Origin of the sequence: Mycobacterium mantenii (genome assembly GCF_010731775.1) — a bacterium.
Taxonomy (GTDB): domain Bacteria; phylum Actinomycetota; class Actinomycetes; order Mycobacteriales; family Mycobacteriaceae; genus Mycobacterium; species Mycobacterium mantenii.
In genome coordinates this window covers 3,886,924-3,910,477 of the sequence record NZ_AP022590.1, presented here as the reverse complement: position 1 = coordinate 3,910,477, position 23,554 = coordinate 3,886,924, and the positions used below count along the sequence as shown (strand labels likewise).

Here is a 23,554-nt window from a genome sequence, read left to right as displayed (position 1 = left end):
CCACAACACTTTTCGAGGGTCCGGTGACGTCCGGAACCGTCATGCCGATCGTCCGCGTGGCAATTCTCGCGGACAGCAGGTTGACGGAAATGGCCTTGCCCGCGGAGCTGCCGCTGCGCGAAATCCTGCCCGCCGTCCAGCGTCTGGTGGTTCCCGCCGCAACGATCGGTGACTCGGATGACGGCGCCGCCGGGCGCGGTGCCGCCGAGATCGGCGCGGCGACCCAGCTGAGCCTGGCGCCCATCGGTGGCGCGCCGTTCAGCCTGGACGCCAGCCTGGACACGGTCGGCGTCGTCGACGGTGACCTGCTGGCGTTGCAGGCGGTGCCGGCCGGTCCGGCCGCGCCCGGCATCGTCGAGGACATCGCCGACGCGGCCATGATCTTCTCCACGTCCCGGCTCAAGCCCTGGGGCACAACGCATGTCCAGCGTGGCGCTCTGGCCGCGGCGATCGCGGTGGTGTTCCTGGCCACCGGCCTGTCGGTCACCTACCGGGTGGCCACCGGCGCGCTGCTGGGACTGGTCGCCGTCAGCGCGGTCGCGGCGTTGACCGCGATCGTCGGCCTGCTGGTCACCGCGCGCTCGGCGCGCACCGGAATGGCGCTCGCCATCGCCGCACTGGTTCCCATCGCCGCCGCCCTGGCGCTGGCCGTGCCGGGCAAATTCGGCCCCGCCCAGTTGACGCTGGCCGCCGCCGGTGTCACCGCGTGGTCGTTAATCGCGTTGATGGCGCCCAGCGCCGAGCGTGAACGCATCGCCGGGTTCTTCACCGCGACCGCGGTGGTGGGCGCCGGGGTGCTGCTGGCCGCGGGCGCCGAATTGCTCTGGCACCTCAGGCCGATCGCCATCGGCTGCGGGCTGGTCGTGGCGGCGCTGCTGGTCACCATCGAGGCGGCGCAGCTGTCCGCATTGTGGGCGCGCTTCCCGTTGCCGGTCATCCCGGCGCCCGGGGACCCCACGCCGTCGGCGCCGTCGCTGCGGGTGCTCGAGGACCTGCCGCGCCGGGTCCGGATCAGCGACGCGCATCAGAGCGGATTCATCGCCGCCGCAGTACTTCTCAGCGTCCTGGGCTCGGTCGCGATCGCGCTGCGGCCCGAGACGCTCAGCGGTGCGGGCTGGTACGTGGTGGCGGCCACCGCCGCGACGTCCGTGCTGCGCGCCCGGGTGTGGGACTCGGCCGCATGCAAGGCGTGGCTGCTCGCCCAGCCCTTCCTGACCGCCGGCGTGCTGCTGGTCCTCTACACGTCGACCGGACGTTACGCCGCCGCCCTGGGCGCGGTGCTGGTGCTGCTGGCGCTCGTGTCGGTGTGGATCGTGGTGGCGCTGAACCCGGGTATCGCCGCGCCGGAAAGCTATTCGCTGCCGGTGCGCAGGCTGGTCGGCTTCGTCGCGACCGGACTCGACGCGTCGCTGATCCCCGTGATGGCGTTCGTGGTGGGCCTGTTCGGCTGGGTGCTCAATCGATGATTCGGCCGGCATCAGCCTGCGTCGCGGCGGCATTGGCGTTGCTGCCGGCCGCCGCGACGTGGACGAGTCCGCCGGCGTTCGCGATCAGCCCGCCGACGGTCGATCCCGGCGTCCCACCGCCCGGCGGGACGCCGGGGCCCGGGCAGCCGATGGAACAGCGCGGACCCTGCAGCACGTCCGGAGTCGTGCCCGGCAGCGATCCCGGCGCCATCGCCCCCAGCCAGTCGGTGCTGAACCTGCCTGCGGCATGGCAATTCTCGCGCGGTGAGGGGCAGCTGGTGGCGGTGCTCGACACCGGGGTGCGGCCAGGCCCTCGGCTGCCCAACGTCGAACCGGGCGGTGACTTCGTGGAGACGACCGACGGGCTGACCGACTGCGACGGGCACGGAACCCTGGTGGCCGGGATCATCGCCGGCCAGCCGTCGGCCGACGACGGGTTCTCCGGCGTGGCGCCCGCGGCGCGGGTGGTGTCGCTACGGACGACGTCGGCCAAGTTCTCGCCGCGGACGCCCGGCGGCGATCCGCTGATGGTTCGGGTGTCGGCCGAGGTTTCGACCCTCGCGCGGGCGATCGTGCACGCGGCAGACCTCGGTGCCCGGGTGATCGACATCGGCTCGGCCACCTGCATGCCCGTCGACCGGCCCGTCGACCAGGCCGCCCTCGGGGCCGCGGTGCGGTACGCGGCGGTGGACAAGGACGCAGTGATCGTGGCCGGCGCGGGCGACAGCGGACCAACCGGAGCCGGCGGCGGAACCTCGTGTGAGTCCAATCCGCTGACCGACCTGAGCCGCCCGAGCGATCCACGCAATTGGGCCGGCGTCACGTCGGTGTCCATCCCGTCGTGGTGGCAGCCCTACGTGCTCTCGGTGGCGTCGCTGACCCCGGACGGCCAGCCGTCGAAGTTCACCGTGGCGGGGCCGTGGGTGGGTGTCGCCGCGCCGGGCGAACGCATCGTGTCGATCGGCAACGCCGACGGCGGCGGACTGGCCAACGGCCTGCCCGACGAGCACCAGCAACTCGCCGCACTTTCCGGAACCGGTTATGCGGCCGGCTACGTGGCCGGCGTCGCGGCGCTGGTCCGCAGCAAATACCCCGACCTGAACGCCACAGCGGTGCTGCGTCGCATCACCGCAACCGCGCACAACGGCGCCCGCGACCCGTCCAACGTGGTCGGTACCGGCAGCGTGGATCCGGTGGCGGCTCTGACCTGGCAACTCCCCGCCGGTAATCAGCCCGGCGGCGCATCGGTGAAACCGGTCGCCGTGCCGCCGGCACCGGCGCCCAAGGACACAAAACCCCGGACCGTCGCGGTGGCCGGCACCGCCGCGCTGGCCGTGCTGGTCGCGGTGGCCGGCGCGGTCACCGCAATCGCCGCACGCCGACGAAAGGACCCCACCCCGTGAGCAAGCACCGGATGCCGACCGTCGGCAGCGCTCGAATCACGTTGGCGCTGCTGGCCATTGTGCCCGCGGTCATGGCCTACCCGTGGCATACGCCCCGCGACTACTGGTTGCTCGGCATCGCGGCCGCCATCGTGATCGTGTTGTTCGGCTGGTGGGGCGGTCTGCATTTCACCACCATCCTGCGCCGGCGCCTGGCGATGATCCAACGCGGCAATGCGGTTCCCGTAAGCACATCCGACACGGCGGCAACCGCCCTCATTCGCCTCGGCGCCCCGGGGGACGATCCCGATGTGCTGCCGCTCCCGCTGATCGCGAGCTACCTGGACCGCTACGGCATCCGGGTGGACAAGCTGCGAATCACCAGCCGCGACAACGCCTCCGACGCATCGCGACGCGAGACCTGGATCGGGTTGACCGTGTCGGCGCCCGACAATCTCGCTGCGCTGCAGGCGCGCTCATCGCGAATCCCGTTGCACGAGACCGCACAGGTCGCGGCACGCCGGCTGGCCGACCATCTACGGGAGATCGGTTGGGAAGCGACCACCGTCGCGGCCGACGACGCGCCCCGGCTGTTGACCTCAAACCCCCGCGAGAGGTGGCGGGGAGTGCAGCGCGGCGCCTCGGATTACCTCGCCGCGTACCAAATCCAGGTCGACGACGCACTGCCGGAGACCTTGGAGGCGATCCGGTCGTATTCGGCCCGCGAAACCTGTACCGCGCTGGAAATCGCCGGCGACAAAAGCCGGCCCACCGTTGCGGTGGCCTGTGCGTTGCAAACCGACACCGGCCCGGACGGCAAGGCGCCGGTGGACGGGTTGACCCCGCAGCGCGGAAATCACCTGCCCGCGTTGACGGCGCTGGACCTGTTGTCCACGCGGCGGCTGGACGGACACACCGCCGTGCCGAATGAGCTTCTCTCGCAGCTCTATTGGCCCACCCTGGCCGGTGCCGCCGATCGGGCCTCGCTCGCCGAGACCGACGCCGCCGACACCGTCGAGGTGGTCAGAACATGACCTCCTGCAGGAACGCGGTCATCCGGCGCAGGTAATCCAGCTGGCTCACGTGAATCACGTGGCTGCCCGGAAACCAGTGCAGCGCACACCGATCCCAGTGTTGCCATAGCTTGACGGCGTGGTCGGGCGGCGCCATCCGGTCACCGAGTCCGGTGATGATCATCCGGCGGTCCCGGGGCGCCAGCGGCCGGTAATTGAGCGGGCTGTGGTAGGCCAGCCCGGCCGCAAGGTCGTCTTGGCCGATGTCGGAGAGGCGTAAACCCAACCGGACCAGCACGTTGGCCGGGAACCATTCGTCGAACAACGTCGACGGGGTGACCACCGGACAGTTGGGGATGACGGCCTCGAGCCGGTCGTCGACCGAGGCCACCAGCGCCGAGGTGTAGCCGCCCAGCGAGATCCCGGTCAGCGCGATGCGGTCAACCCCGGTGTGGTGCAAATAGTCGATGATGGAACGGAAGTCGTGCACGGCCTGGGCCATGGCCTCGGCGAAACCACTCAGCCCACCGGCGAAATAGCCGAAACCGCTGAAGGGTGAGTACTTTTCGGCCCGCTTGCCGTGAAAGGGCAACGTGTACATCAGCACGTCGTAGCCCGCCCGGTAGTACCAGGGCAACGAAAAGAACCGGCCGTTGGCCAGGTACGACGATCCCATGAAGCCGTGAATGACGCACAGGGTGGGACGTGGTCCGTCGTCGTGGCGCCAATGCTGTGCGCGCACGATGTTGTTGGATCCCCAAGCGTCCCACTGCGCGCGCATGGCGGGGTTGATTGCCGTAAAGCTGCTGGGGAACGCGATGTTGTCGACGGTGCCGCGCGCGATCCACTCAGCCAGGGGACTGGCCCGCCGCGACGTGACCTCGGGCACCCCGGTGGGTGGCGGAAAGGATCGCGCCGGGTCCGCGGCCGCGCCCAACTCGGCGTAGAAGTCGAGGTTGCCCCGCTCGGCGGCGGGATCGGACTGCCGCAGGGTGTTGGCGACCACGAACGGCGCCACCGTGGTGGTGAGCAGCGAGGCCACCCAAGTGCGCAGGGCCAGATCGCCGAAGGCGGATGCCTCGACTACCATTCGCTGACGTGGCGACAACGCCGAGTGGGGGGGTAATCCGCCGGCGCCGGCCGATAGATCGGCGCCGGGGACGTCCGGAACGGGGATGGGCGGGTCGATCGGATCTGAGTCGGTCGCCACGAACGCCGATGGTAGCCGGACGGGCGCGCGTTTCCTGGGCGTTTGACCGGTTTCGGGTCATAGTGGTGCTATCCGGGACCAGTCGAGACGCGTCGGCGCACCATGGGAGATATACGGTTTGCTAGCGGCGGTGCGAGGAACGGGAGGATCGACATGTGGGATCCGGACGTCTACCTGGCCTTCGCCGACCAGCGCGGCCGCCCGTTCTACGATCTGCTGTCGCGGGTGGGGGCCGACCGGGCGCGTCGCGTCGTCGATCTCGGTTGCGGCCCCGGCCACCTGACGAAGTATCTGGCCCGGCGCTGGCCCGACGCGGTGATCGAGGCGATGGACAGCTCGCCGGAGATGGTGGCCGCCGCGAAGGAGCGCGGCATCGACGCGGTCACCGGCGACCTGCGCGACTGGAAGCCCAAACCCGACACCGACGTGGTGGTCAGCAACGCGGCCCTGCACTGGGTGCCCGAGCACGCCGACCTGCTGCTCCGGTGGGCGGGGGAGCTGGCGTCCGGATCGTGGATCGGTGTCCAGATGCCGGGCAATTTCGAGTCGCCGTCCTACGCGGCGGTGCGGGCACTGGCCCGACGGGAGCCGTACGCGAAGTTGCTGCGCGACATACCCTTTCGGGTAGGGGCGGTGGTTCAGCCGCCGGCGCACTACGCCAATCTGCTGCTCGACGCGGGATGCAAGGTCGACGTGTGGGAGACCACCTATCTGCACCAGCTGACCGGCGAGCACCCGGTGCTGGAATGGATCACCGGCACGGCGCTGGTTCCGGTACGCGAGCGGCTCGACGACGAGACTTGGGAGCAGTTCCGCGAGGAGCTGATCCCGCTGCTGCGCGACGCCTACCCGCCCCGATCCGACGGCACGACGATCTTCCCGTTCCGGCGGGTGTTCGTCGTCGCCGAGGTGGGAGGCTCGAGCCGCTCAGCTGGGTAGCCCCAGCAGCGGCGCCTCCCTGCGATAGCGCTCGACCCACTCGTCGGAGCGGCTGTTGGCCTGCCGTTGCAGCATCGGGGGTGGCGCCAGCGTGGGATCGAGCCCCAGCGCTTCGAGAACGGTGGCAACGATCGTCGTCAGGTTGCGCCACAACACCGGATACGCGATGTCGATGGGCGTGACGTGCTCCTCGGCGAACCAGGCGCGCCACCCGTCTTCCTGACGTCGCAGGTTCTCGATGACGTGCGCGATCGCTCCGGCGTGGTAGCAGGCGCGTGAGTCGCGTTCGGGGTCCGCGTGGCCCTGCCACACCCGGGTTTGCGCGGCACGCCAGAAGGACACCGCCTGGGACACCACGTCGGGGCGGTGGACGTGGATGTACACGGGCTCGCCGCCGATCACATCGCGGATCGCCGAGCGCAGGCCGGTCCCGGAGCGGTCCGGCAGTTCGGCCGCGCGCCGGATCAGTAGCGGGGTTTGGTTCCACATGAGCTTGCCGCCCCACACGCCGTTGGGGGTGCGACCGGCGGCGCGGATGCGTTCGCGCCAGGCGAGCGGCGACGCGTGGTCCGGCGTCCCGGTATGCAGCGGATCGAGCAGACGCAGGATCGACTCGTCCTCGACCCCGGCGAACCATTCCCGCGGCTGCGGTGGCATGCCGGTGGCCGGCAGGTACTCGAAGAATTCCCGTGGATTGCCGGCGATTCCGGTCGCGCGCAGCGACTCCACCAGCAGTGTGCTACCGCTGCGCTGGGTGGCGATCACCAGATACGACGTCGCGGCGCCGGACACTCGATGAGCCTAACCGGGATCGCGCGGGCGGCGCGGCGACGAACTATGCGTCATGCTGACCGCAACTAGCGCTGCGTGGGCTGGTCTTCCTCGATGCCCCGGTCGGCGGCGATGGCCGAGCGTGGGGTCGGCTTGGCGAAGTGGATCTGCAGATACGTTTCGGTGTACCGCGCGGAGATGCGGGTGCCGGCGAACTCCGACGGGATGACGTCGCCGGTGCGCTGGCGCCAATCATGCAGCAGCACAGCAAGATCAGCCGCGACCTCGTCCGCGCCGGCGCCGTCGTCGGCCAGCAAGTTGTTGGTCTCGGTGGGGTCGGTGCGCAGATCGTAGAGTTCACGCTCGGGCCGCGGCGCCTTGACGAACGGAGCGACGGCCAGCCCCGACGGGCTTTCCTCGATGTCCAACGGCAGATCCAGCAGGGGCCGCGGCACATAATTCTCGATGTAGCTGTAATCCTTGGTGCGGATCGCGCGAATCGGATCGAACGAGTCGTGGTAGGTCTTCATGGTGTACACGTGATCGCGCACCGGTGCGGTTTTCGGATCCGGCTCCAGCAGGACGGACGCGTGTGAGACGCCGTCGATGTCGTCGGCCGGAGCGTCAATTCCCAACAGCACCAACAATGTTGGGACCAAGTCGACCGCGCTGAACAGTTCGTCGTAGACGCCGGGAGGCACGGCCCGGTTGGTGGGCGGACGGATGATCATGCCGATGCCGGTACCGGCGTCGTACAGCGTGGATTTCGCCCGGGGGAACGCCGGGCCGTGATCGGTGAAGAACACCACCCAGGTGGTGGCGTTCAGACCGGTGTCGGCCAGCGCGTCCAGCAACCGCCCGACGGCGGCGTCGGCGGCGCTGATCGCCCCGTAGAAATCGGCGAGGTCGCCGCGGACCTCGGGGGTGTCGGGCAGGTAATCGGGCAGATCCACCTCGGCGCTGTCCGCGGGCGTGTATCGGTCCCGCGGATAGGGCCGGTGTGTCTCGAAGAAGCCCGCGGTCAGCAGAAACGGCTGGCCGTCAAGGTTTTCGGCGCTTTGCCGCAGCCACTCCTCGGCCTTCTCGACCACGTAGTCGCAGTAGGAATTCGATACGTCGAACTCGTCGAAGCCCAATCGCTTCGGGTAGGAGGTCTCGTGCTGCATGCCGAAAAGCACCGAGTACCAGCCTGATTCGGCCAATATCTGGGGCAGGGTCCGGATCCCGTCGCGGTATTCCCACCCGTGGTGGGCCAACCCGATGAGACCGTTGCTCTGCGGGTAGCGGCCGGTGAACAGCGATCCGCGCGACGGCGAGCACAGCGGCGCGGTGGCGTGCGCCCGGGTGAACAGGATGCCCTCGGCGGCAAGGCGGTCCAGTCGCGGGCTCGATACGTCGGGGTGGCCGTAAGCGCCGAGGTAACGGCCCAAGTCGTGCCAGTGCACGATCAGCACGTTGTCTTTTTGGCCCGTGTTCTGTTTTTGGTTCGCTTTGTCGCTCGGCGCCAATTGCGTCACCTCTCACATTGCCTTGCGACCGGCGACGTTACCGCAACTTCCCCCGACGATTCCTGAGTGCCGACGCGTCAGGGCGTCGGCAGCCGGCCCCATCGGTTCTCGCAGACGAACTCCGACAACGGTCGCCCGACGGCCCAGCCGTCCAATTCCAGCGCCGGGCGATCGGGAAATTCGGGCACCGGCCCCAGGCACAGGATGGCCACCGGCTCGGCGCCGGGCGGCATGCCCAGCAGCGACGCCAGCCGTTGCGGATCGAACAGCGACACCCAGCCCATGCCGAGGCCTTCGGACCGGGCCGCCAGCCACAGGTTCTGGATCGCACAGGACACCGACGCCAGATCCATCTGGGGGAGTGTTCGCCGGCCGAACACGTGCGCGTCGCGGTCGTCGCCCAGCGCGACCACGAACAGTTCCGCGCACTCGAGGATGCCCTCCACCTTGAGCGCCAGGAACTCCTCGGCTCGCTCGCCGAGGGCGGCGGCCGTGCGTGGGCGTTCCTCGTCGACCAGGGCGTGAATGCGCCGCCGCAGCGCCGCATCGGTGATCCGGATGAAGCGCCACGGCTGCATCAGGCCGACGCTGGGTGCGGCGTGTGCGGCCTGCAGCAGTCGCGCCAGCACGGCCTCGTCCACCACCGCGCCGGGAACGAACCGGCGCATGTCACGGCGCTCGGCGATGACGCGATAGACGGCGCGCCGCTCTTGCGGGCTGAATGGCTCACCGGTCACGTCAGCCATCCTAGGAAATCCGCACTAGCGTGGATCCTGCCAACACCCGAGAACCAGGTGAACGCCCAGGAGGGAGTGCTGAAGTGAAGCCTTCCGATGTACTCGATCAACTGGCCGCCGACCCCGCCGCCGGCCGCGGTTACGGCGAGCCCTATCAGACCCCGGACGGCACCACGATCATCGTGGTGGCCAAACCGCTGGGGGTGTTCGCCATCCGCGACGGGAAGGCCTCCTGGACGCCGGCCGTGGACGGCGGCCGGATCGCGCTGATCGGGGTGATCACCGGTCTGCTGGCCGCGGTGATCGGCAGCTTGGCGGTGCTGCGGCAGCCGCCCTGGCCGCGCATCACGGTCAGGGACTATAGGTAACACCGACCGCGCGGAACACGTATTCCGGCGGCATGTCGAACGCCAGCGACTGCCGGGGCAGGCCCTCGAGCACCTCGTCCGGGATGGCGACCTTGTAGTGCAGCGACAACTCGCCGTTGAACTTCTCGTCGACCCGGGAGACGTCGACGTCGACCTGCACGCCGGTGGACGAAATCTCCACCCGCGCCGCGCCGGTCTGCGGCGCGTTCCACCGAACGTTGACGGTCGGGCCGGCCAGCCGGGGCAGCATGGACAGTGTTGCCAGTACCCGCTCGGAGGTGAAGACCAACGAACCGGTGTAGCTGGCGACGCTGTGCGGCAACCGCACGCCCGGGATGCTGCCGCTGAAGCGCCGGGTCACGGCGACGTAATCGGCGAGGTGGATAAGGCCTTCCGACTCGACCTGGGCGTGGAGCGCGTCGGGCAGCTTGCCGATGCCGAACAACCTACGGACAAAGACGGCCATATCGACAGTATGACCGTGCGAGCGACTCGGTGCCGCGGGTCGCACGCATGTCACCACGGGGGTGCTGGTATCGGTGGTTTTATGACTCGCCCGAGGACGCCGGTGGTCGCGTGGATCGCAGTGTTGGCCGCGGCTGTGTACGCGGTGCTGTGGGTCGGTTGCGCTCGGCAGTGGACGTGGCTGTACCGGATGGACTGGTCGCTGCTGAACGCGGCCCGCGACTTCGCGGTCAAACACCCGATGTGGTTGCGGTTTTGGGAGGGCGTGTCCTATGCGTTGGGCCCGGTCCCGATGTCTGTGCTGGGCATCGCGGTGACGGTGTTCGCCCTGGCGATGCGCAAGCTGCGGGCCGCGCTGGTGCTGGCCGTTGCGTGCGGCCCGCTCAACGAGTTCGCGACCGCGGCGGCCAAGGCCCTGGTCAACCGGCCGCGCCCGGCCACCATGCTGATCGCCGCGTCGTCCAGCTCGTTTCCGTCCGGGCATGCACTGGAGGCGACGGCCGCCCTGCTCGCGGTGTTGTGCTTCTTCTTTCCGATGATGAACCGGGTGATCCGCCGCATCGCGGTTGGGGCGGTGGCGGTGTCGGTGCCGGCGGTCGGCATCTCCCGGGTGGCGCTGAACGTGCACTACCCGTCCGACGTGCTGGCCGGATGGTCACTCGGATACCTGTATTTGCTGTTGTGCCTCTTGCTTTTTCGGCCCCCGATCGAACGATCCGCCATCCCCGAGCGCGCGGCCGAACCCGCTGCCATGCCCTAACGGCGCTGTCCCCGTGAGCTTTTGGTCACGACGCGGTGACCTAACCGGAGCTAAAGCTTTACTTGACCCTGAAGATGCACCTGTTCGACGATGGAGTGCATGCACCGACTGCTCACTTCACTGTGCGCCGCGGCGTGCGTGATCTTCGCCGCGGTGGTGCTGTCGCCGATCAGTGCCGCGGCCGGCGCCCCCTGGTTCGCGAACGCGGTTGGCGATGCGACCCAGGTGGTTTCGGTGGTGAGCACCGGCGGTTCGAACGCCACCATGGAGATCTTCCAGCGCACCGGCACCGGCTGGCAGTCGCTGCGGTCCGGCATTCCCACCCACGTCGGTTCGGCGGGGATGGCACCGCAGGCCAAGAGCGGTGTGCCGGCCACCCCGATGGGCGTGTACAGCCTCGACTCCGCGTTCGGTACGGCGCCGAATCCCGGGACCGGCCTGCCCTACACCCAGGTCTCCGGGCCCAACTACTGGTGGAGCGGCGACGACCACAGCCCCACGTTCAACTCGATGCAGGTGTGCCAGAAGGCGCAGTGCCCGTTCAACACGGGCGACAGCGAGAACCTGCAGATCCCGCAGTACAAGCACGCGGTCGTGATGGGCGTCAACAAGAACAAGACCCCGGGCGGGGGAGCCGCGTTCTTCTTCCACACCACGGACAACAAACCCACCGAGGGCTGCGTGGCGGTCGACGACGCTCAGCTGGTGTCGATCATGAAATGGCTGCGGCCCGGTGCCGTCATCGCCATCACCAAGTAGCCGTCAGTCCAGCGCCCGGCCGGGCGTCACTTTGAAATCGAGGCCCGCCAACGACATTGTCGCCTCGTAGGTCCGGTCGTAACCGGTGGCGGCGATCTTCCAGCCCTCGTCGGTGCGCCGGTAGGTGTCGCGGTAGAAGGCCGCGCCGATCAGCATGAAGTTGAAGTCGGCGACGATGACCCGGTCCTGCAGGTACCACACGCCCGAGGCCTCGTCGCCGGTCACGGTGATCTCCGGGTGTGTCACCCGGTGCTCGGTAATCACCGCCGGTCCAAGCGATTTGCGCATGTAGTTCACCAGGTCGACCCGGTTGGTGAAATGGTGTTCTTCGCCCACCGACGAGCCGTAGTCGCCGATCACGTCCTCGGCCAGCGTGTCGGCGAAGTCGTCCCAACGCTTGGTGTCCAGCGCGCGCAGATAGCGGTATTTGACTTGCTTGATCGCTTCGATATCGGCGAAGTCGTCGAGGGTCATCAGGTCATTGCAGCACACGGGTGACCATGTCGACGAGGGCGCGTCGTTCCAGGCTCCAGTCGATGGCGGTTCCGGTGAGCATCTGGGCCAGCACCACCCCGCGCAGCGTCGCCCAAATGACCTCGGCCACACCGGCATGCGCGGGATCGGTGGTGATCAAGCGCCCCAGCTGACCGATCGCGGCGTTCATCTCGAGCAGGTGGCGCCGCGAGGTCGGGTCCGGGCCGCCGCGGGTCTCGCGCAGGATTTCGAAGGCGGCCATCGACGTCGGGCTGCTGTAACAGCACCACGCGGTGTCGACGACGACCTCGATGCGCGTTCGCAGCGGCAGCTCGCTGACATCGGCCGACGACAGGCTGTCCACCAGGCGGGCCACCCCGTCGTCCACCACGGCCATCAGCAGGCCGTTGCGATCCCCGAAGTGATACTGGATGACCCCCCAGGTCACGCCCGCGCGCTCGGCCACGTGCTTGGCGGTGGCGGCGGAGAATCCCTCCTCCACGATGCAGCGGACCGTCTCGTCGATGATTTTCGCCCGGGTGTCATCGCCGCGCTTGCGGGGCGCGGTGGTTCGCCGGGTGGGGCCAACCGGGCGATCGGGCGTCTGGCCAGCGACGATGGACATTGTTGACTTTATAACATAGTCGAGTTTATTTTTGGGGCGTGAGCAGCCCCTCGCGATACGCGGAATTGTCCCGTGACGAGCTCGTCGTCCTGGTTCCCGAACTGCTGCTGATCGGGCAGTTGATCGACCGATCCGGAATGGCCTGGTGCATCTCCTCGTTCGGCCGAGACGAGATGGTGCAGATCGCCATCGAGGAGTGGGCGGGCGCCAGCCCGATCTACACCCGGCGGATGCAAAAGGCGCTCGACTACCAGGGCGACGATGTGCCGACGATCTTCAAGGGCCTGCAGCTCGACATCGGCGCCCCACCGCAATTCATGGATTTCCGGTACACCGTGCACGACCGCTGGCACGGCGAATTCCACCTCGACCACTGCGGCGCCCTGCTCGATGTGGAGCCGATGGGTGAGCAGTACGTGTTCGGCATGTGCCACACCATCGAGGACCCGACCTTCGACGCCACCGCGATAGCGACCAACCCGCGTGCCCAGGTGCGTCCCATCCACCGCCCGCCGCGCACCCCGGCGGACCGGCACCCGCACTGTGCGTGGACGGTCATCATCGACGAGTCCTATCCCGAGGCGCAAAGCATCCCGGCCTTGGAGATCGTCGGCCGAACCCGGGCTGCGACATGGGAATTGGATCCCATCGACCGCTCGGACGAGGGACAGGCGGATTACTCGGGGCCGTTGCTGTCCGATTTCGACTTTGCCGCGTTCTCGCATTCGGCGCTGGTCCGGATGGCCGACGAGGTGTGCCTGCAGATGCACCTGCTGTACCTGTCGTTCGCGATTGCGGTGCGGGCGCGCGCCGCCAGCGACGACGAAGCCCTGGGCGTGTGCACCCGCGGCCTGATCGGCATCGCGGGCGTGGCCGCCGAGCGCATTCACCGCGCGCTGAAACTTCCCGGCGGGACAGAGGGCGTGCTGCGGGTCCTCGAGCTGCACCCGCTGCTGAACCCTTCTGACTACGTTGTCGCCGAGACGGAGTCGAACCGGCTGCACGTCCGCCCGTCGCCGGCCCACGACGACGAATCGTGGATCTCGCTGTGCTCGCCGGAATCCGTGCAGCCCCTGCAGGCGATCGCCACCGCGGTGGAACCGCACATCGAGGTCCGAGTTAGCGGAACGGCGACCGACTGGACGGCGGAACTGGTCGAAACCGACACTCCCGCCGAGGAACTGCCAGAGGTTTCGGTGGTCAGGGTCAGCGGCGGATCGACATTCCAGTTCGAGCCCAGGCGTTCGCTGCCGCTGACGGTGTTGTAACACAAGGCTTTTTGTCAAGGGGTTTTCGGTACCACTTCGGTGACGCAAGGGCATCGAGCGGATACCAATGACATTGCGAAGCATCGGCTTTCCGCGTGTCCACGGCTATCGTTAACGCTGGCCACCGACCCCTATAGACGAAGGTTTCGCTCTATGTACGACCCACTCGGGTTGTCGATCGGGACCACGAACCTGGTCGCTGCGCGTAACGGAAGCCCACCGGTTAGCCGCCGTTGTGTGCTTACCCTTTATCCGCACTGTGCACCGAAAATCGGTGCACCCGAAGAGAACCCGTACCTAGCCGAGCCCGGCGTACCGATGAAGGGCTTTATCGAGCGCATCGGTGATTCCGTCGCGCTGGTGTCGCCCGACGGTTCGGCGCACGAGCCGCAGCTGCTGACGGTGGAGGCACTGGACGCGATGGTGCTCGCAGCCGGTGCGGATGCTTCAAGCTCGGAGATCTCCATCGCCGTGCCCGCGCATTGGAAACCCGCGACGGTGCAGACGTTGCGGGACGCGCTGCGAACCCATCTGGGCTTCGTGCGAAGCGGTATGGCCCCGCGGCTGGTTTCGGACGCGATCGCGTCGCTGACCGCGGTGCGCTCCGAACTCGGCCTGCCGGACGAGGGCGTGGTCGGGTTGCTCGACTTCGGTGGCAGCGGCACGTCGGCCACGTTGGTCAATGTGGCGGAGGATTTCGAACTCGTCAGCGCCACAATGCGTTACGCCGCGCTGTCCGGCGACGAGATCGACCAGGAGTTGCAGCTGCGGGCCTTCGAAGAGCTGGGCCGTGGCAGCGGCCTCGATCCGGCCAGTACCGCCGGTGTCGGAGAGCTCAGCGAGCTCAGGGAACAGTGCCGCGCGGGCAAGGAGCGGCTTTCGACGGAGATGGCCACCGACATCACCGCGGTGCTCGGCGGGCGCAGTTGCAGCCTGACGTTGACCCAAGACGACCTCGAAGAGCTGATCCAGGATCGGCTCACCGGCTTCATCTATGCCTTCGACGAGATGCTGGTGCGCTACCGCAAGAGCTGGTCGGACCTCGCGGCGGTGGTCACGGTCGGCGGAGGCGCACGCATTCCGCTTGTCACCGAACGGCTTTCGATGCACGGCCGCACGCCGATCCTGACGCCCTCGCAACCGGCCCTGGCCGCGGCGAGCGGGGCGCTGATCCTGGCCTCGCGCGGCTGCGAGCTGGACCTGCGCACGCGGACATCGATAGGGCTGCTCGCCTCGTCCGACGCCGCCGGCGACGTCGTCGACTTGGGCGCCGGCGATGTGCTGGTGATCGATGACGAGGCGCTGACCGATCGCGAATTGGCTTGGTCGCAGACCGAATACCCCGGCGACCTGCGGATGCGGTTCGGAGGGGAAACCTACGACGAAGACGGTCCGGCCGGCTGGTCGATGCGGCTCAACGTCATCGAGCCGCCGCGGGAACGGCGGCCCTGGCTGCGTCTGCGGTTCTCCCAGCTGGTGATCGGCATGTCCGCCGTTGTCGCCATGACGGCGATCGGCGGGGTGGCCTACACGCTGACCGGGATAGAAAACCGCCAGGCACCGCCGGCGCCGTCCGTCGCCCCCCGGCCGGCGCCGCCGGCGAACTCCGTCGCGCCGCGCCCGGCCGCGCCACCGCCGCCCACCGCGGTACCGCCACCGCCCCCGCCGCCCAGCGCGCAACCGATTCCCAGTCCGGCGCCGCCTCCGCCGGAACCACCGCCGTCGCCGCCGCCACCGCCGCCTCCGGTGGTGGTGACCACCGCACCGCCGGCTCCCGTCTACACCCCGAAGCACACGGCGCCGCCCACCACTGCGCCGCCGCAACCGACGGTCACCACCACGGTGCCGCCGCCACCGATGGAAACCACCACACCGCCGCCGCCACCACCGATGGAAACCACCACCACCACGACGGTGCCGATGACGACGGAGTGGATACGCGTTCCGCTGCTGCCGGTCCCGATTCCGGTGCCGGTGCCCCAGAAGCAGGCTCCTGCGACTCCGCAGTACCCGCAGTACCCGCAGTACCCGCAGAACGAATATCCGCAGTACCCGCAGAACGAATATCCGCAATATCCGGGGAACTCGCAGAATCCGTTCCTCGGGCCGGGTTACTAGCGTCCGTCCTGCGTACGCACACCATCTGCGCGCCGCGCCGCACGCGGGTAACGTTTATGTCACCAAGTTCGGACGGGGGTCCATCCCGTCATGCCCTCTGCGAAGGGCGTTGAAAAGACCTTGGAGGCGTTACGTGGACATCGTGCTTGGGGTGTCGATGGCTCCCAGGACAGTCCGCCTGGTAGCGATCGAAGGCCAAAATGCGGACGGCGTGACCGTCGAACAAGAAGAGTTCGCGGTTGGGGCCGTTGACAATTCGGCCGCTGGTGCGGTCGATCAGGTGATCGACGCGATCATCGGCAGCCGCGAAGGCGTCATGGAGGGCGGCCACCGGCTGGCCTCGACCGGCGTCACCTGGAGTGACCCCGCCGGCGTCGGCGCGCTCCGGGACGCGATCGCCTCCCACGAACTGGGCGGCGTGATGTTGGTCGCCCCGTTGCTCGCCGCGGCCGCGCTGGCACAGACCGTGGGTTACGCGCTGGGCTACGAACGCCTCGCGATGCTGTTCGTCGAGCCGGCGAACGCGACGCTGGCCGTTGTCGACGTCGCCGACGGCTCCATCGTCGATCTGCACCGGCGCCAGACCGGCGACGGTGGCGGCGGGGGGCTGGCCACCGAGCTGGCGGCGATGGTGTCCGGCCTGGACGCCCGCGGGTCCCCCGCCGACGGTGTGTTCCTGGTCGGCTGCGGCACCGACATCGTGGCGCTCAAGTCCACGCTCGAGGGGGCCACCTCGCTTCCGGTCATCGGCCCCGAGGATCCGGACATGGCGCTGGCCCGCGGGGCGGCGCTGGCCTCGGCAAACGCCCCGCTGTTCGCGTCGTCGACGGCGGCGCTGGCCTACGCGCTGGACCCGGGCACCGGAGAAATGAACCCACCCGCCCTCAGCCCGACCTACCTGGACGTCTGGGGCCACGCCGACGTCGGCACCGACGCCCGGGCGTACAGCGCCGTCCCGGACGAGGACGACAGACCCCCGCGCCGGCCCTGGTCGATGGTGCTGGCCGGTAGCGCCCTGGCCGGCATCGCCGCCGTGATCGGCGGGGTGGTGCTGGTGACGTTGACGTCGGATCGCCCGGGGCCCGACGTCGGGCACCATGCGGGCGTCAGCGTGGCCACGCCGCGAGCCCAGCTGCCGGCGGCCCCGCCGAGCAGCCCGCCGCAAGCTCAGCTGCCCGCGCCGAGCCCGGCGCCACCGCCGCCCGCACCCGCGCCCAGCCCGTCGGAGGTGGCGGCCCCGGCGCCCGCGCCGTCGCCGGTGCAGCAGGCGGCGCCGCAGACCCCGGTCAATCCGCCGCCGGCGGCACCGGTCCATCGCGCCCCGTCCCGGCCCGCGCCGCAGTACGTGCCGCCGCCCGTTGAGCAGGCGGCCCCGCCTCCGGCCGCCGCACCCGCGCCCCCGCCGGCGGCACCGCCTCCTCCGCCGGCCGCGCCGCGGCCGCCCAGCCAGCCACCGGTGACCATGTACCTGCACTTCCCGTTCGTCACGGTGCCGATTCCGATCACCCCACCGCCGCCGCCCGGCCAGTAAGCACGTGGCAAACGCCCCCGACTGAGCGCACACTGGCAGTTACGACACGAGCGCCAAGGAGGTCGCGTGGGCGAGCACAGTGGATTCGGATTCGACCCCGACGAGTTCGATCGAATGATCCGGGAAGGCAGCGAAGGACTTCGCGACGTGTTCGAACGGGTCAGCAAGTTCGTGGCCGCCCCCGGCGGCCGGACGGGCTGGTCCGCCGTCTTCGAGGACCTGTCGCGGCGTCCCCGCGGCGCCCCGGAGACCGCCGGCGAAGCCGGTGAGGGCGTGTGGGCCATCTACACCGTGGACGCCGACGGCGGCGCGCGCGTCGAGCAGGTCTACGCGACCGAGCTCGACGCCTTGCGGGCGAACAAGAACAACGTCGATCCCAACCGCAAGGTGCGCTTTTTGCCCTACGGCATTGCGGTCGGCGTCCTCGATGACGACGCCGAAGATCCTGCGTAACAACACATTTCGGCTCAGCCCCGCTGCACCACGTTCGAGCCGCCGGAGTTGCTGATCTTCGGCGTGCCCGAGTGGTAGGTGACCTTGTTGTTGAAGCCCGAGGCCTCGATGCTGTCGACGGCCTCGACGGTGATCGAATTCTGGACACCGGACACCGACAGGCTGGTGCAGTGCCCGGTGATGGTCACCGTGTTGGAAACGCCACTGACGCTGACGATGTTGTCGTTGCACGCGATGGTGCGGTTCTCGTTGATGCCGGCGACACTGAGCGTGGTGCCCGGCGGTGCGGCGGGCGAGGTCGACGGCGACGTTGACCTTCGCCGGGAGGTCGACGGGCCGGGGCTCGTCGAAATGCTCGGTGGCCCAAAGGTTGTGGAGATGGTCGGCGGTGAAGCGATGATCGACTTCACCCCGGAAATCTGGTGTGCGGCGAAGGCCGCGATGCCACCCGCGAGGGCCAGCACGCCGATGGCGACCGCCGTACCGACGATCCACCAGACGCGGTTGTTCGAGGGGCGTTGCTGGAATGGCCCGGCGATGGGCCCGCCGTAAGTCCACGGAGCCGGCGGCGGGGGCGGGGCGCCCGCCGGCCCGGGAGGATAGTTTTGGCCGGCGGGCTGCGAACTGCCCTGCTCTGACGCCCGTGCCGCCTCGGCGAGCGGGCGCTCGAGTTCCCGGATCCGGTCTTCCGGGTCTTCGTTTGCTGCCATGCAATGAATATGCCATTCGCTTCTGCGTTTCCGGCCCGTTCGGTAGTTTTTACGATCGTGCCCGATTTGCCGAATCGCCAGGTCCTGTTGCGTCGCCGCCCCTCCGGGCTTGTCCAGCCGGATGACACGGAAATGGTCACCACGCCGGCGCCCGAACCCGCCGAGGGCGAGGCGCTGCTGCGAACCACGTACGTCGGCATCGACGCCGCCGCGCGCACCTGGCTCGATGACCAGCCCAGCTACCTTCCGCCGGTGCAGCTGGGCGAGGTCATCCGGGCGGCCGGGATCGGCGAGGTGGTCGCGTCGCGGTGTGACGCCTACGCCGTCGGCGACGTCGTCACCACGCTGACCGGCTTCCAGGAATACGCGCTCATCCGCGACGACCTGTTCAGCACGCCGATCCCGGGCGAGGACGACCAGCTGGCGATCATGTCGGTCTACGGGCCCACCGGCGCCACCGCCTATTTCGGGATGACCGACATCGGCCGCCCGCAGCCCGGGGAAACGGTGGTGGTGTCCGCGGCCGCGGGCGCCACCGGATCGGTCGCCGGGCAGATCGCCAAGATCGCCGGCGCCCGGGTGGTGGGCATCGCCGGCGGCCCGGAGAAATGCCGGGCGGTGGTGGAGGACTTCGGGTTCGACGCGTGCATCGACTACAAGAACGACGACATCGCGGCGGCGCTGAAAAAGCATTGCCCGCAACGCGTCGACGTCTACTTCGACAATGTCGGCGGGCCCATCCTCAACGCCGTGCTGGGCCGGCTGGCCTCCCGCGCGCGCGTCGTCCTGTGCGGTGTCATCTCCAGCTACCTCACCGGCGAGCACCCCGGCCCGGCCAACTACGTGAACCTGCTGTCGAAGACCGCGCTGATGCAGGGGTTCAACGCGCTCGATGAGTGGGGCCGCTTCGACGAGGCGTTCGCCGCGCTGCGCCAGTGGGAGGCCGAAGGCCGACTTCACCACCGGCAGACCATCTTTGAGGGCATCGAGTCATGCGTCGATGCCCTCAACGGCCTGTTCACCGGCGTCAACGTCGGCAAGACCCTGGTCAGGCTCAGCGAACCCAGTCGCCGGCGGGGCGAGCCGTCCTAGCCTGCACCGAAATCAAACTGCTTGATATTCACCGACCGGGGTATGTCAATGCGGTTGATGGTCACGAGGCGAATCGAAAAAAGTGGGCGCCGCGGCTGCTATCGTCGCCTGTTCATGACAGGCGATGGCGGCGACGGACCGGCGCGCGGGCGCTGAGCGGGAACACCGCGCGTGGATCGGGTGCGTGCGGCGCGTGCGGACCCCGACGGCGGGATGCGGGCCACCCCCACCGCGTGGTTTCATAACACCGTTTGCGAGAGTTGCCTGGGGAGATCTTGCCGAGCTTGACGAGCCGGCTTGGAACGATTGGTGGTTTAAATGGATCGTCGCAGCATGATGTTGATGTCGGGCCTCGGCATGATCGGGGCTGCGATGCGCTTGCCGGGTGCCTGGGCCACCCCGTCGGCGCCCGAAGCGCCGCCGTCGGCCGGCGGTGGGAACTTTATCTTCGCCGACGAGTTCGACGGGCCCGCGGGCTCGGCGCCCGATCCGGGCAAGTGGACGATCCAGACCTGGCAGGACGACGTGTTCCCGCCGGTCGCGGGGATATACCGCGACGACCGCCGAAACGTGTTCCAGGACGGGAACTCCAATCTCGTGCTGCGTGCCAGCCGGGAAGGGGACACCTACTACGGCGCCAAACTGCGGGGCAACTTCCGCAGCATGATCAACCAAACCTGGGAAGCGCGGATCAAGCTGAACTGTTTGGACCCGGGCCTGTGGTCCGCATTCTGGGGAGTCAACGAGGACCCGCTGCCCGACGGCGAGGTTGACCTTTTCGAGTGGTACGGCAATGGCTCGTGGCCTCCGGGAACGACGGTGCACGCCGCGTCGAACGGGAAAACCTGGGAAGGCAAATCGATCCCCGGCATGGTCGACGGCAACTGGCACACCTGGCGAATGCATTGGGGCGAGGAGGGTTTCGAGTTCGCGCGGGACGGGGCCGAGTACTTCAAGGTTCCCAACAAGCCCATCCACGTCCACGGCGGCGCTCCCGACGACTTTCGGTGGCCGTTCAACAATCCCGGCTACTGGATGACGCCGATGTTCACCCTCGCCGTCGGTGGGGTTGGCGCCGGCGATCCCGCCGCGGCGACCTACCCAGCGGACATGCTCGTCGACTGGATCCATATCTGGTAGAGCGCGTTACCGTTCCGCTTTGAACACCTGAACCAGGTTGAACTGCCAGCGCTCGACCAGCCGGAAGCCCAAGTCGTGCGGGACCGCGAAGGCCGTGCTCGCCCAATAGACCGGGCCGGGCGGCAGCGCCGGACCCTGTTCGTGCGCCGGCTGGGACGGGTCGGCCTGGGTGATGATCCAGACGACGCCGCACTGGCTCAACGGTCCGGCCACCACCTCGGGGATGAGATTGGTGTCGAAGACGTCGTTGCGGTCAGTCGCACGCTGCCACAGCGTGAGATCGATCAGCTTGCGATAGGCATCCGGGCGCGCCGCCAACAGCGGGCGCATGGGCGCCGGCATGAACGTCACCGTGTCGTTCACCAGTAGGCAGTCGCCCGGCGCCGCTTTCGCGGTGATCAGGTCGGCGACCTGGCTGTAGTCCATTCCGTATTTGGCGTACGGATTGCGTTGCACCCGAACGTAATTCGGCGCGGCGGCCACCGCGAACAGGCCGACGACCGCGGTGGCCACCCAGGGTCTGGCCACCACCGCGCCAGCGCAGACGCCCATAATCAGCGCCAGCGCCGGCGCGGTGAAGCACAAGTAGCGCGGCGTGTAGATCGGGTGAACCAGCGCCGAATACGTCACGATCGCGACGGTCGGTGCGACAAGCCACCCCGTCGCGAGCACCAACAGCTGCCGCTCCGACGCCGCCAGCCGCGCGGAACCGCTGAGCCACAACACGATTGCCGCACCGATCAGCAACGCCGACAGCACGGCGAACGGCGGGCATCGCTCGAAATACTGCTGCATCAGCACGTCTTCGACGGTGCGGTGGCCGATGGGTGCGACCCAGCTGATCTGGTGCGCCTGCCCGGCGACCGTCATCAGGAACGGCAGCAGCGCGCCCACGGCCACGACCGACGCAATGGTGAAGCCCACCAACGCCGTTCGGCTCCGGTGGAAAACGCCGATCAACACGGCGTACGCCGCCAGCAACAGCGCGAGGTAGGCGTCGAGCACGACCGAGCAGGCCAGCGCGACAGCGTAAGACAGCCACGGCCAGCCGGTTTCACGGCGCGCGGCATAGACCAGCACAACGGTCAGCCACACGGCGGCCATCATCGACATCGCGTAGGGGCGGGCCTCGATGCCCGCCCACGTGGTCCGCGGCAGGATCGCGCAGAACACGCCGGAGGCCACCGCGACGGTCCGGGAGGAGAACTGCTTGCCCAGCACGATGACGCCCGCGGCGGCGCCCCCCACCGCCAGGGCGCTGGGCGCGCGCGACCAGAACTCGGTGGGCGGGAAAACCCGGAACCAGCCGTGCATGAGCAGGTAGTACAAGCCGTGGACGGCGTCCACGTTGCCCAGCATGTGCCACATCTGGGTCAGTGACCGGCTGTAGGCGGCCGAGATGGTCGCGGCCTCGTCGTACCAGAAGGACGGCCGGGCGGCGCCGGCCATGCTCACCGCGACGGCCAGTATCGCGACGATCAACGGATCCAGCGGGGCGGGTACCGCCGGTCGGCGACCGCTGCGTACCGCGCGGCGACTCCGTGATTCCTCGGTCGCTCCGATGCTCACCGCACCGTCCGGGACGTCGCGGTCTGGCTGGACACACCGCTATGGTGCCAGAAGCGAACCGGGCCGCTCAGAGGGCTCAACCCGACGCCTATTCGAACGTATGATCGATCAATGGGTCCGCTGGCGTCGATCGGGTACAACGGCCAGCCGGTCCGGAGCCCGTTCCGGGTGGTCCGTCCGGCGGTCGCGGTGCTGGTCGACCTGACGGTGTTGTTCCCGCGCGAGCCGCACCGTTCGGGGCGCTACCAGCCCAACGGTCTGCAGTTGCACAAGGTCGTCGAGGGGTGGCTGAGCTGCTGGGCCCTCTGCGAGCAGGGCGACTGGTGGGGGCTGGTGACCTATCCCGTCGCCTACGGATCGAAGCGCCGAACGGTGACGCACTGGGTGCCCGCCTGGACGCTGCGCCGCAAAGGCTGACCGGTGCGGTCAACCGCTGCGTGAGCGCGACGGCGATGCGATGATTGCTGCCCGTGGACGCAAGTTGGGCCTCGGTACTGAGCAAGCTCATCGCGTTGGCGGCGGTCATCGCCCTGTCACCGATCACGGTCATTCCCGCGGTGCTGGTGCTGCACGCGCCGCGGCCGCGCCCGGCCAGTCTCGCCTTCCTCGGCGGCTGGCTGCTGGGCCTCGTCACGCTCACCGCCGCGTTCGTCAGCGGCTCGGAGTTGCTCAGCGGGGTCCACGCGGCCCCGCCGAAATGGGCGGCGTGGGTGCGGCTGGCCTTCGGCCTGGCACTCATCGCGCTGGCGGCGTACCACTGGTTCACCCGGCATCGGCAGCGCAGCATGCCGCGCTGGATGCGTTCGTTCTCCACCCTCTCGCCGGGACGCGCCGGAGTGATAGGGGCGGTGCTGGTGCCGTTGCGGCCCGAGGTGCTGATCCTGTGCGCGGCCGCCGGCCTGGCCGTCGGCAACAGCAGCCTGAGCGCCGGCGAGCAGTTTGTCGCCGCCGCGATCTTCGTCATCGTCGCCGCGTCGACGGTCGCGATCCCGATACTGGCCTACGTCGGCGCCGGTGATCGTCTCGACGATGCCCTGGAACGTCTCAAAGCCTGGATGGAAGCGAACCACGACGCGATGCTGGCCGTCATCCTGATTCTGATCGGGTTGATCGTGCTCTACAACGGGATTCGCGCGCTGGCTTGATTCCGGTTCGGCCGAATACGGCGCGTTTCGGCGTCGCATCGCCCGCGCAAT

The 23,554-nt window shown here is 68.8% G+C and carries 24 protein-coding genes; 15 read left to right on the top strand and 9 right to left on the bottom strand.

Going from position 1 to position 23,554, the window contains the following annotated elements; translation table 11 throughout:
- Positions 1–41: 41 nt before the first annotated feature.
- Genes eccD through eccE form a run of 3 tightly spaced genes read left to right on the top strand, consistent with a single transcriptional unit; the run spans position 42 to position 3,882 of the window.
- Positions 42–1,466 (top strand): type VII secretion integral membrane protein EccD, encoded by a 1,425-nt coding sequence (gene eccD, locus G6N50_RS17695; RefSeq protein ID WP_142275625.1) that lies wholly within the window; start codon positions 42–44, stop codon positions 1,464–1,466.
- A complete protein-coding gene (gene mycP, locus G6N50_RS17690; protein ID WP_083096758.1) occupies positions 1,463–2,869 on the top strand; it encodes a type VII secretion-associated serine protease mycosin in 1,407 nt (468 codons plus the stop codon). Before eccD ends, mycP begins: the two co-directional genes overlap by 4 nt.
- Positions 2,866–3,882: a type VII secretion protein EccE gene (gene eccE / locus G6N50_RS17685; protein ID WP_142275626.1), complete on the top strand. Its 1,017-nt coding sequence runs from the start codon at positions 2,866–2,868 to the stop codon at positions 3,880–3,882. The genes mycP and eccE overlap by 4 nt, the downstream gene beginning before the upstream one ends.
- On the opposite strand, the gene G6N50_RS17680 is transcribed toward eccE, so the two are convergent.
- Entirely contained in the window at positions 3,872–5,071 is a 1,200-nt protein-coding gene (locus G6N50_RS17680; RefSeq protein WP_083096760.1) for an alpha/beta hydrolase family protein, read from the bottom strand. The two genes, eccE and G6N50_RS17680, sit on opposite strands and share 11 nt — an antisense overlap.
- A gap of 153 nt (positions 5,072–5,224) precedes the next feature.
- Here G6N50_RS17680 and G6N50_RS17675 point away from each other — a divergent pair, with 153 nt between their 5' ends.
- Entirely contained in the window at positions 5,225–6,010 is a 786-nt protein-coding gene (locus G6N50_RS17675) for a trans-aconitate 2-methyltransferase (RefSeq protein WP_083096762.1), read from the top strand.
- Here the strand turns inward: G6N50_RS17675 and stf0 are convergent.
- The 3 genes from stf0 to bluB form a co-directional block, all read right to left on the bottom strand.
- Complete coding sequence (gene stf0 / locus G6N50_RS17670) at positions 5,999–6,802, bottom strand: trehalose 2-sulfotransferase (RefSeq protein ID WP_083096763.1); 804 nt, start codon at positions 6,800–6,802, stop codon at positions 5,999–6,001. The two genes, G6N50_RS17675 and stf0, sit on opposite strands and share 12 nt — an antisense overlap.
- Before the next feature lie 65 nt (positions 6,803–6,867).
- A complete protein-coding gene (locus tag G6N50_RS17665; RefSeq protein WP_083096765.1) occupies positions 6,868–8,298 on the bottom strand; it encodes a sulfatase family protein in 1,431 nt (476 codons plus the stop codon).
- 68 nt (positions 8,299–8,366) lie between these two features.
- Positions 8,367–9,035 carry a 5,6-dimethylbenzimidazole synthase gene (bluB, locus tag G6N50_RS17660; RefSeq protein ID WP_083096767.1) on the bottom strand — a complete coding sequence of 223 codons (669 nt, stop codon included), beginning with the start codon at positions 9,033–9,035 and terminating at the stop codon, positions 8,367–8,369.
- A gap of 74 nt (positions 9,036–9,109) precedes the next feature.
- Between bluB and G6N50_RS17655 the strand changes: the two genes are divergently transcribed.
- Positions 9,110–9,394 (top strand): hypothetical protein, encoded by a 285-nt coding sequence (locus G6N50_RS17655; protein ID WP_067837361.1) that lies wholly within the window; start codon positions 9,110–9,112, stop codon positions 9,392–9,394.
- Here G6N50_RS17655 and G6N50_RS17650 read toward each other — a convergent pair.
- Entirely contained in the window at positions 9,378–9,860 is a 483-nt protein-coding gene (locus G6N50_RS17650; RefSeq protein WP_083096768.1) for a hypothetical protein, read from the bottom strand. The genes G6N50_RS17655 and G6N50_RS17650 overlap by 17 nt on opposite strands.
- 81 nt (positions 9,861–9,941) lie before the next feature.
- Between G6N50_RS17650 and G6N50_RS17645 the strand changes: the two genes are divergently transcribed.
- Positions 9,942–10,619: a phosphatase PAP2 family protein gene (locus tag G6N50_RS17645; protein ID WP_083096770.1), complete on the top strand. Its 678-nt coding sequence runs from the start codon at positions 9,942–9,944 to the stop codon at positions 10,617–10,619.
- A gap of 99 nt (positions 10,620–10,718) precedes the next feature.
- Positions 10,719–11,378 carry a L,D-transpeptidase family protein gene (locus tag G6N50_RS17640; protein ID WP_083096785.1) on the top strand — a complete coding sequence of 220 codons (660 nt, stop codon included), beginning with the start codon at positions 10,719–10,721 and terminating at the stop codon, positions 11,376–11,378.
- Between the two features lie 3 nt (positions 11,379–11,381).
- Here the strand turns inward: G6N50_RS17640 and G6N50_RS17635 are convergent, their stop codons facing one another.
- Both G6N50_RS17635 and G6N50_RS17630 read right to left on the bottom strand, forming a co-directional pair.
- A complete protein-coding gene (locus G6N50_RS17635; RefSeq protein WP_276053256.1) occupies positions 11,382–11,852 on the bottom strand; it encodes a nuclear transport factor 2 family protein in 471 nt (156 codons plus the stop codon).
- A gap of 4 nt (positions 11,853–11,856) precedes the next feature.
- Positions 11,857–12,477, bottom strand: a complete 621-nt coding sequence (locus tag G6N50_RS17630) for a TetR/AcrR family transcriptional regulator (RefSeq protein WP_083096773.1) — start codon at positions 12,475–12,477, stop codon at positions 11,857–11,859.
- 38 nt (positions 12,478–12,515) lie between these two features.
- On the opposite strand from G6N50_RS17630, the gene G6N50_RS17625 reads away from it, so the two are divergent.
- The 4 genes from G6N50_RS17625 to G6N50_RS17610 all read left to right on the top strand — a co-directional run bounded on the left by G6N50_RS17625 (position 12,516) and on the right by G6N50_RS17610 (position 17,847).
- Complete coding sequence (locus G6N50_RS17625) at positions 12,516–13,745, top strand: hypothetical protein (protein WP_083096774.1); 1,230 nt, start codon at positions 12,516–12,518, stop codon at positions 13,743–13,745.
- 153 nt (positions 13,746–13,898) lie between these two features.
- A complete protein-coding gene (locus tag G6N50_RS17620) occupies positions 13,899–15,863 on the top strand; it encodes an Hsp70 family protein (protein ID WP_163650861.1) in 1,965 nt (654 codons plus the stop codon).
- Between the two features lie 133 nt (positions 15,864–15,996).
- Positions 15,997–17,394 (top strand): DUF7159 family protein, encoded by a 1,398-nt coding sequence (locus G6N50_RS17615; protein WP_083099861.1) that lies wholly within the window; start codon positions 15,997–15,999, stop codon positions 17,392–17,394.
- Positions 17,395–17,508: 114 nt separating this feature from the next.
- The gene (locus tag G6N50_RS17610) at positions 17,509–17,847 is read left to right on the top strand and encodes a hypothetical protein (protein ID WP_276053288.1); all 339 of its coding nucleotides are present in this window, start codon (positions 17,509–17,511) and stop codon (positions 17,845–17,847) included.
- 14 nt (positions 17,848–17,861) lie between these two features.
- On the opposite strand, the gene G6N50_RS17605 is transcribed toward G6N50_RS17610, so the two are convergent.
- Positions 17,862–18,557: a DUF3060 domain-containing protein gene (locus G6N50_RS17605; RefSeq protein WP_083099834.1), complete on the bottom strand. Its 696-nt coding sequence runs from the start codon at positions 18,555–18,557 to the stop codon at positions 17,862–17,864.
- Between the two features lie 57 nt (positions 18,558–18,614).
- Here G6N50_RS17605 and G6N50_RS17600 point away from each other — a divergent pair, with 57 nt between their 5' ends.
- A complete protein-coding gene (locus tag G6N50_RS17600; RefSeq protein ID WP_083099836.1) occupies positions 18,615–19,649 on the top strand; it encodes an NADP-dependent oxidoreductase in 1,035 nt (344 codons plus the stop codon).
- Positions 19,650–19,967: 318 nt separating this feature from the next.
- Positions 19,968–20,789, top strand: a complete 822-nt coding sequence (locus G6N50_RS17595) for a glycoside hydrolase family 16 protein (RefSeq protein WP_083099837.1) — start codon at positions 19,968–19,970, stop codon at positions 20,787–20,789.
- Positions 20,790–20,795: 6 nt separating this feature from the next.
- On the opposite strand, the gene G6N50_RS17590 is transcribed toward G6N50_RS17595, so the two are convergent.
- On the bottom strand, positions 20,796–22,238 hold the full coding sequence (locus G6N50_RS17590; RefSeq protein WP_232069003.1) for a glycosyltransferase family 39 protein: 1,443 nt from the start codon (positions 22,236–22,238) through the stop codon (positions 20,796–20,798).
- Positions 22,239–22,469: 231 nt separating this feature from the next.
- Between G6N50_RS17590 and G6N50_RS17585 the strand changes: the two genes are divergently transcribed.
- Both G6N50_RS17585 and G6N50_RS17580 read left to right on the top strand, forming a co-directional pair.
- Positions 22,470–22,775 (top strand): hypothetical protein, encoded by a 306-nt coding sequence (locus tag G6N50_RS17585; protein ID WP_007768747.1) that lies wholly within the window; start codon positions 22,470–22,472, stop codon positions 22,773–22,775.
- Positions 22,776–22,828: 53 nt separating this feature from the next.
- Entirely contained in the window at positions 22,829–23,503 is a 675-nt protein-coding gene (locus G6N50_RS17580) for a GAP family protein (protein ID WP_083099840.1), read from the top strand.
- The last annotated feature ends 51 nt before the right edge of the window (positions 23,504–23,554 follow it).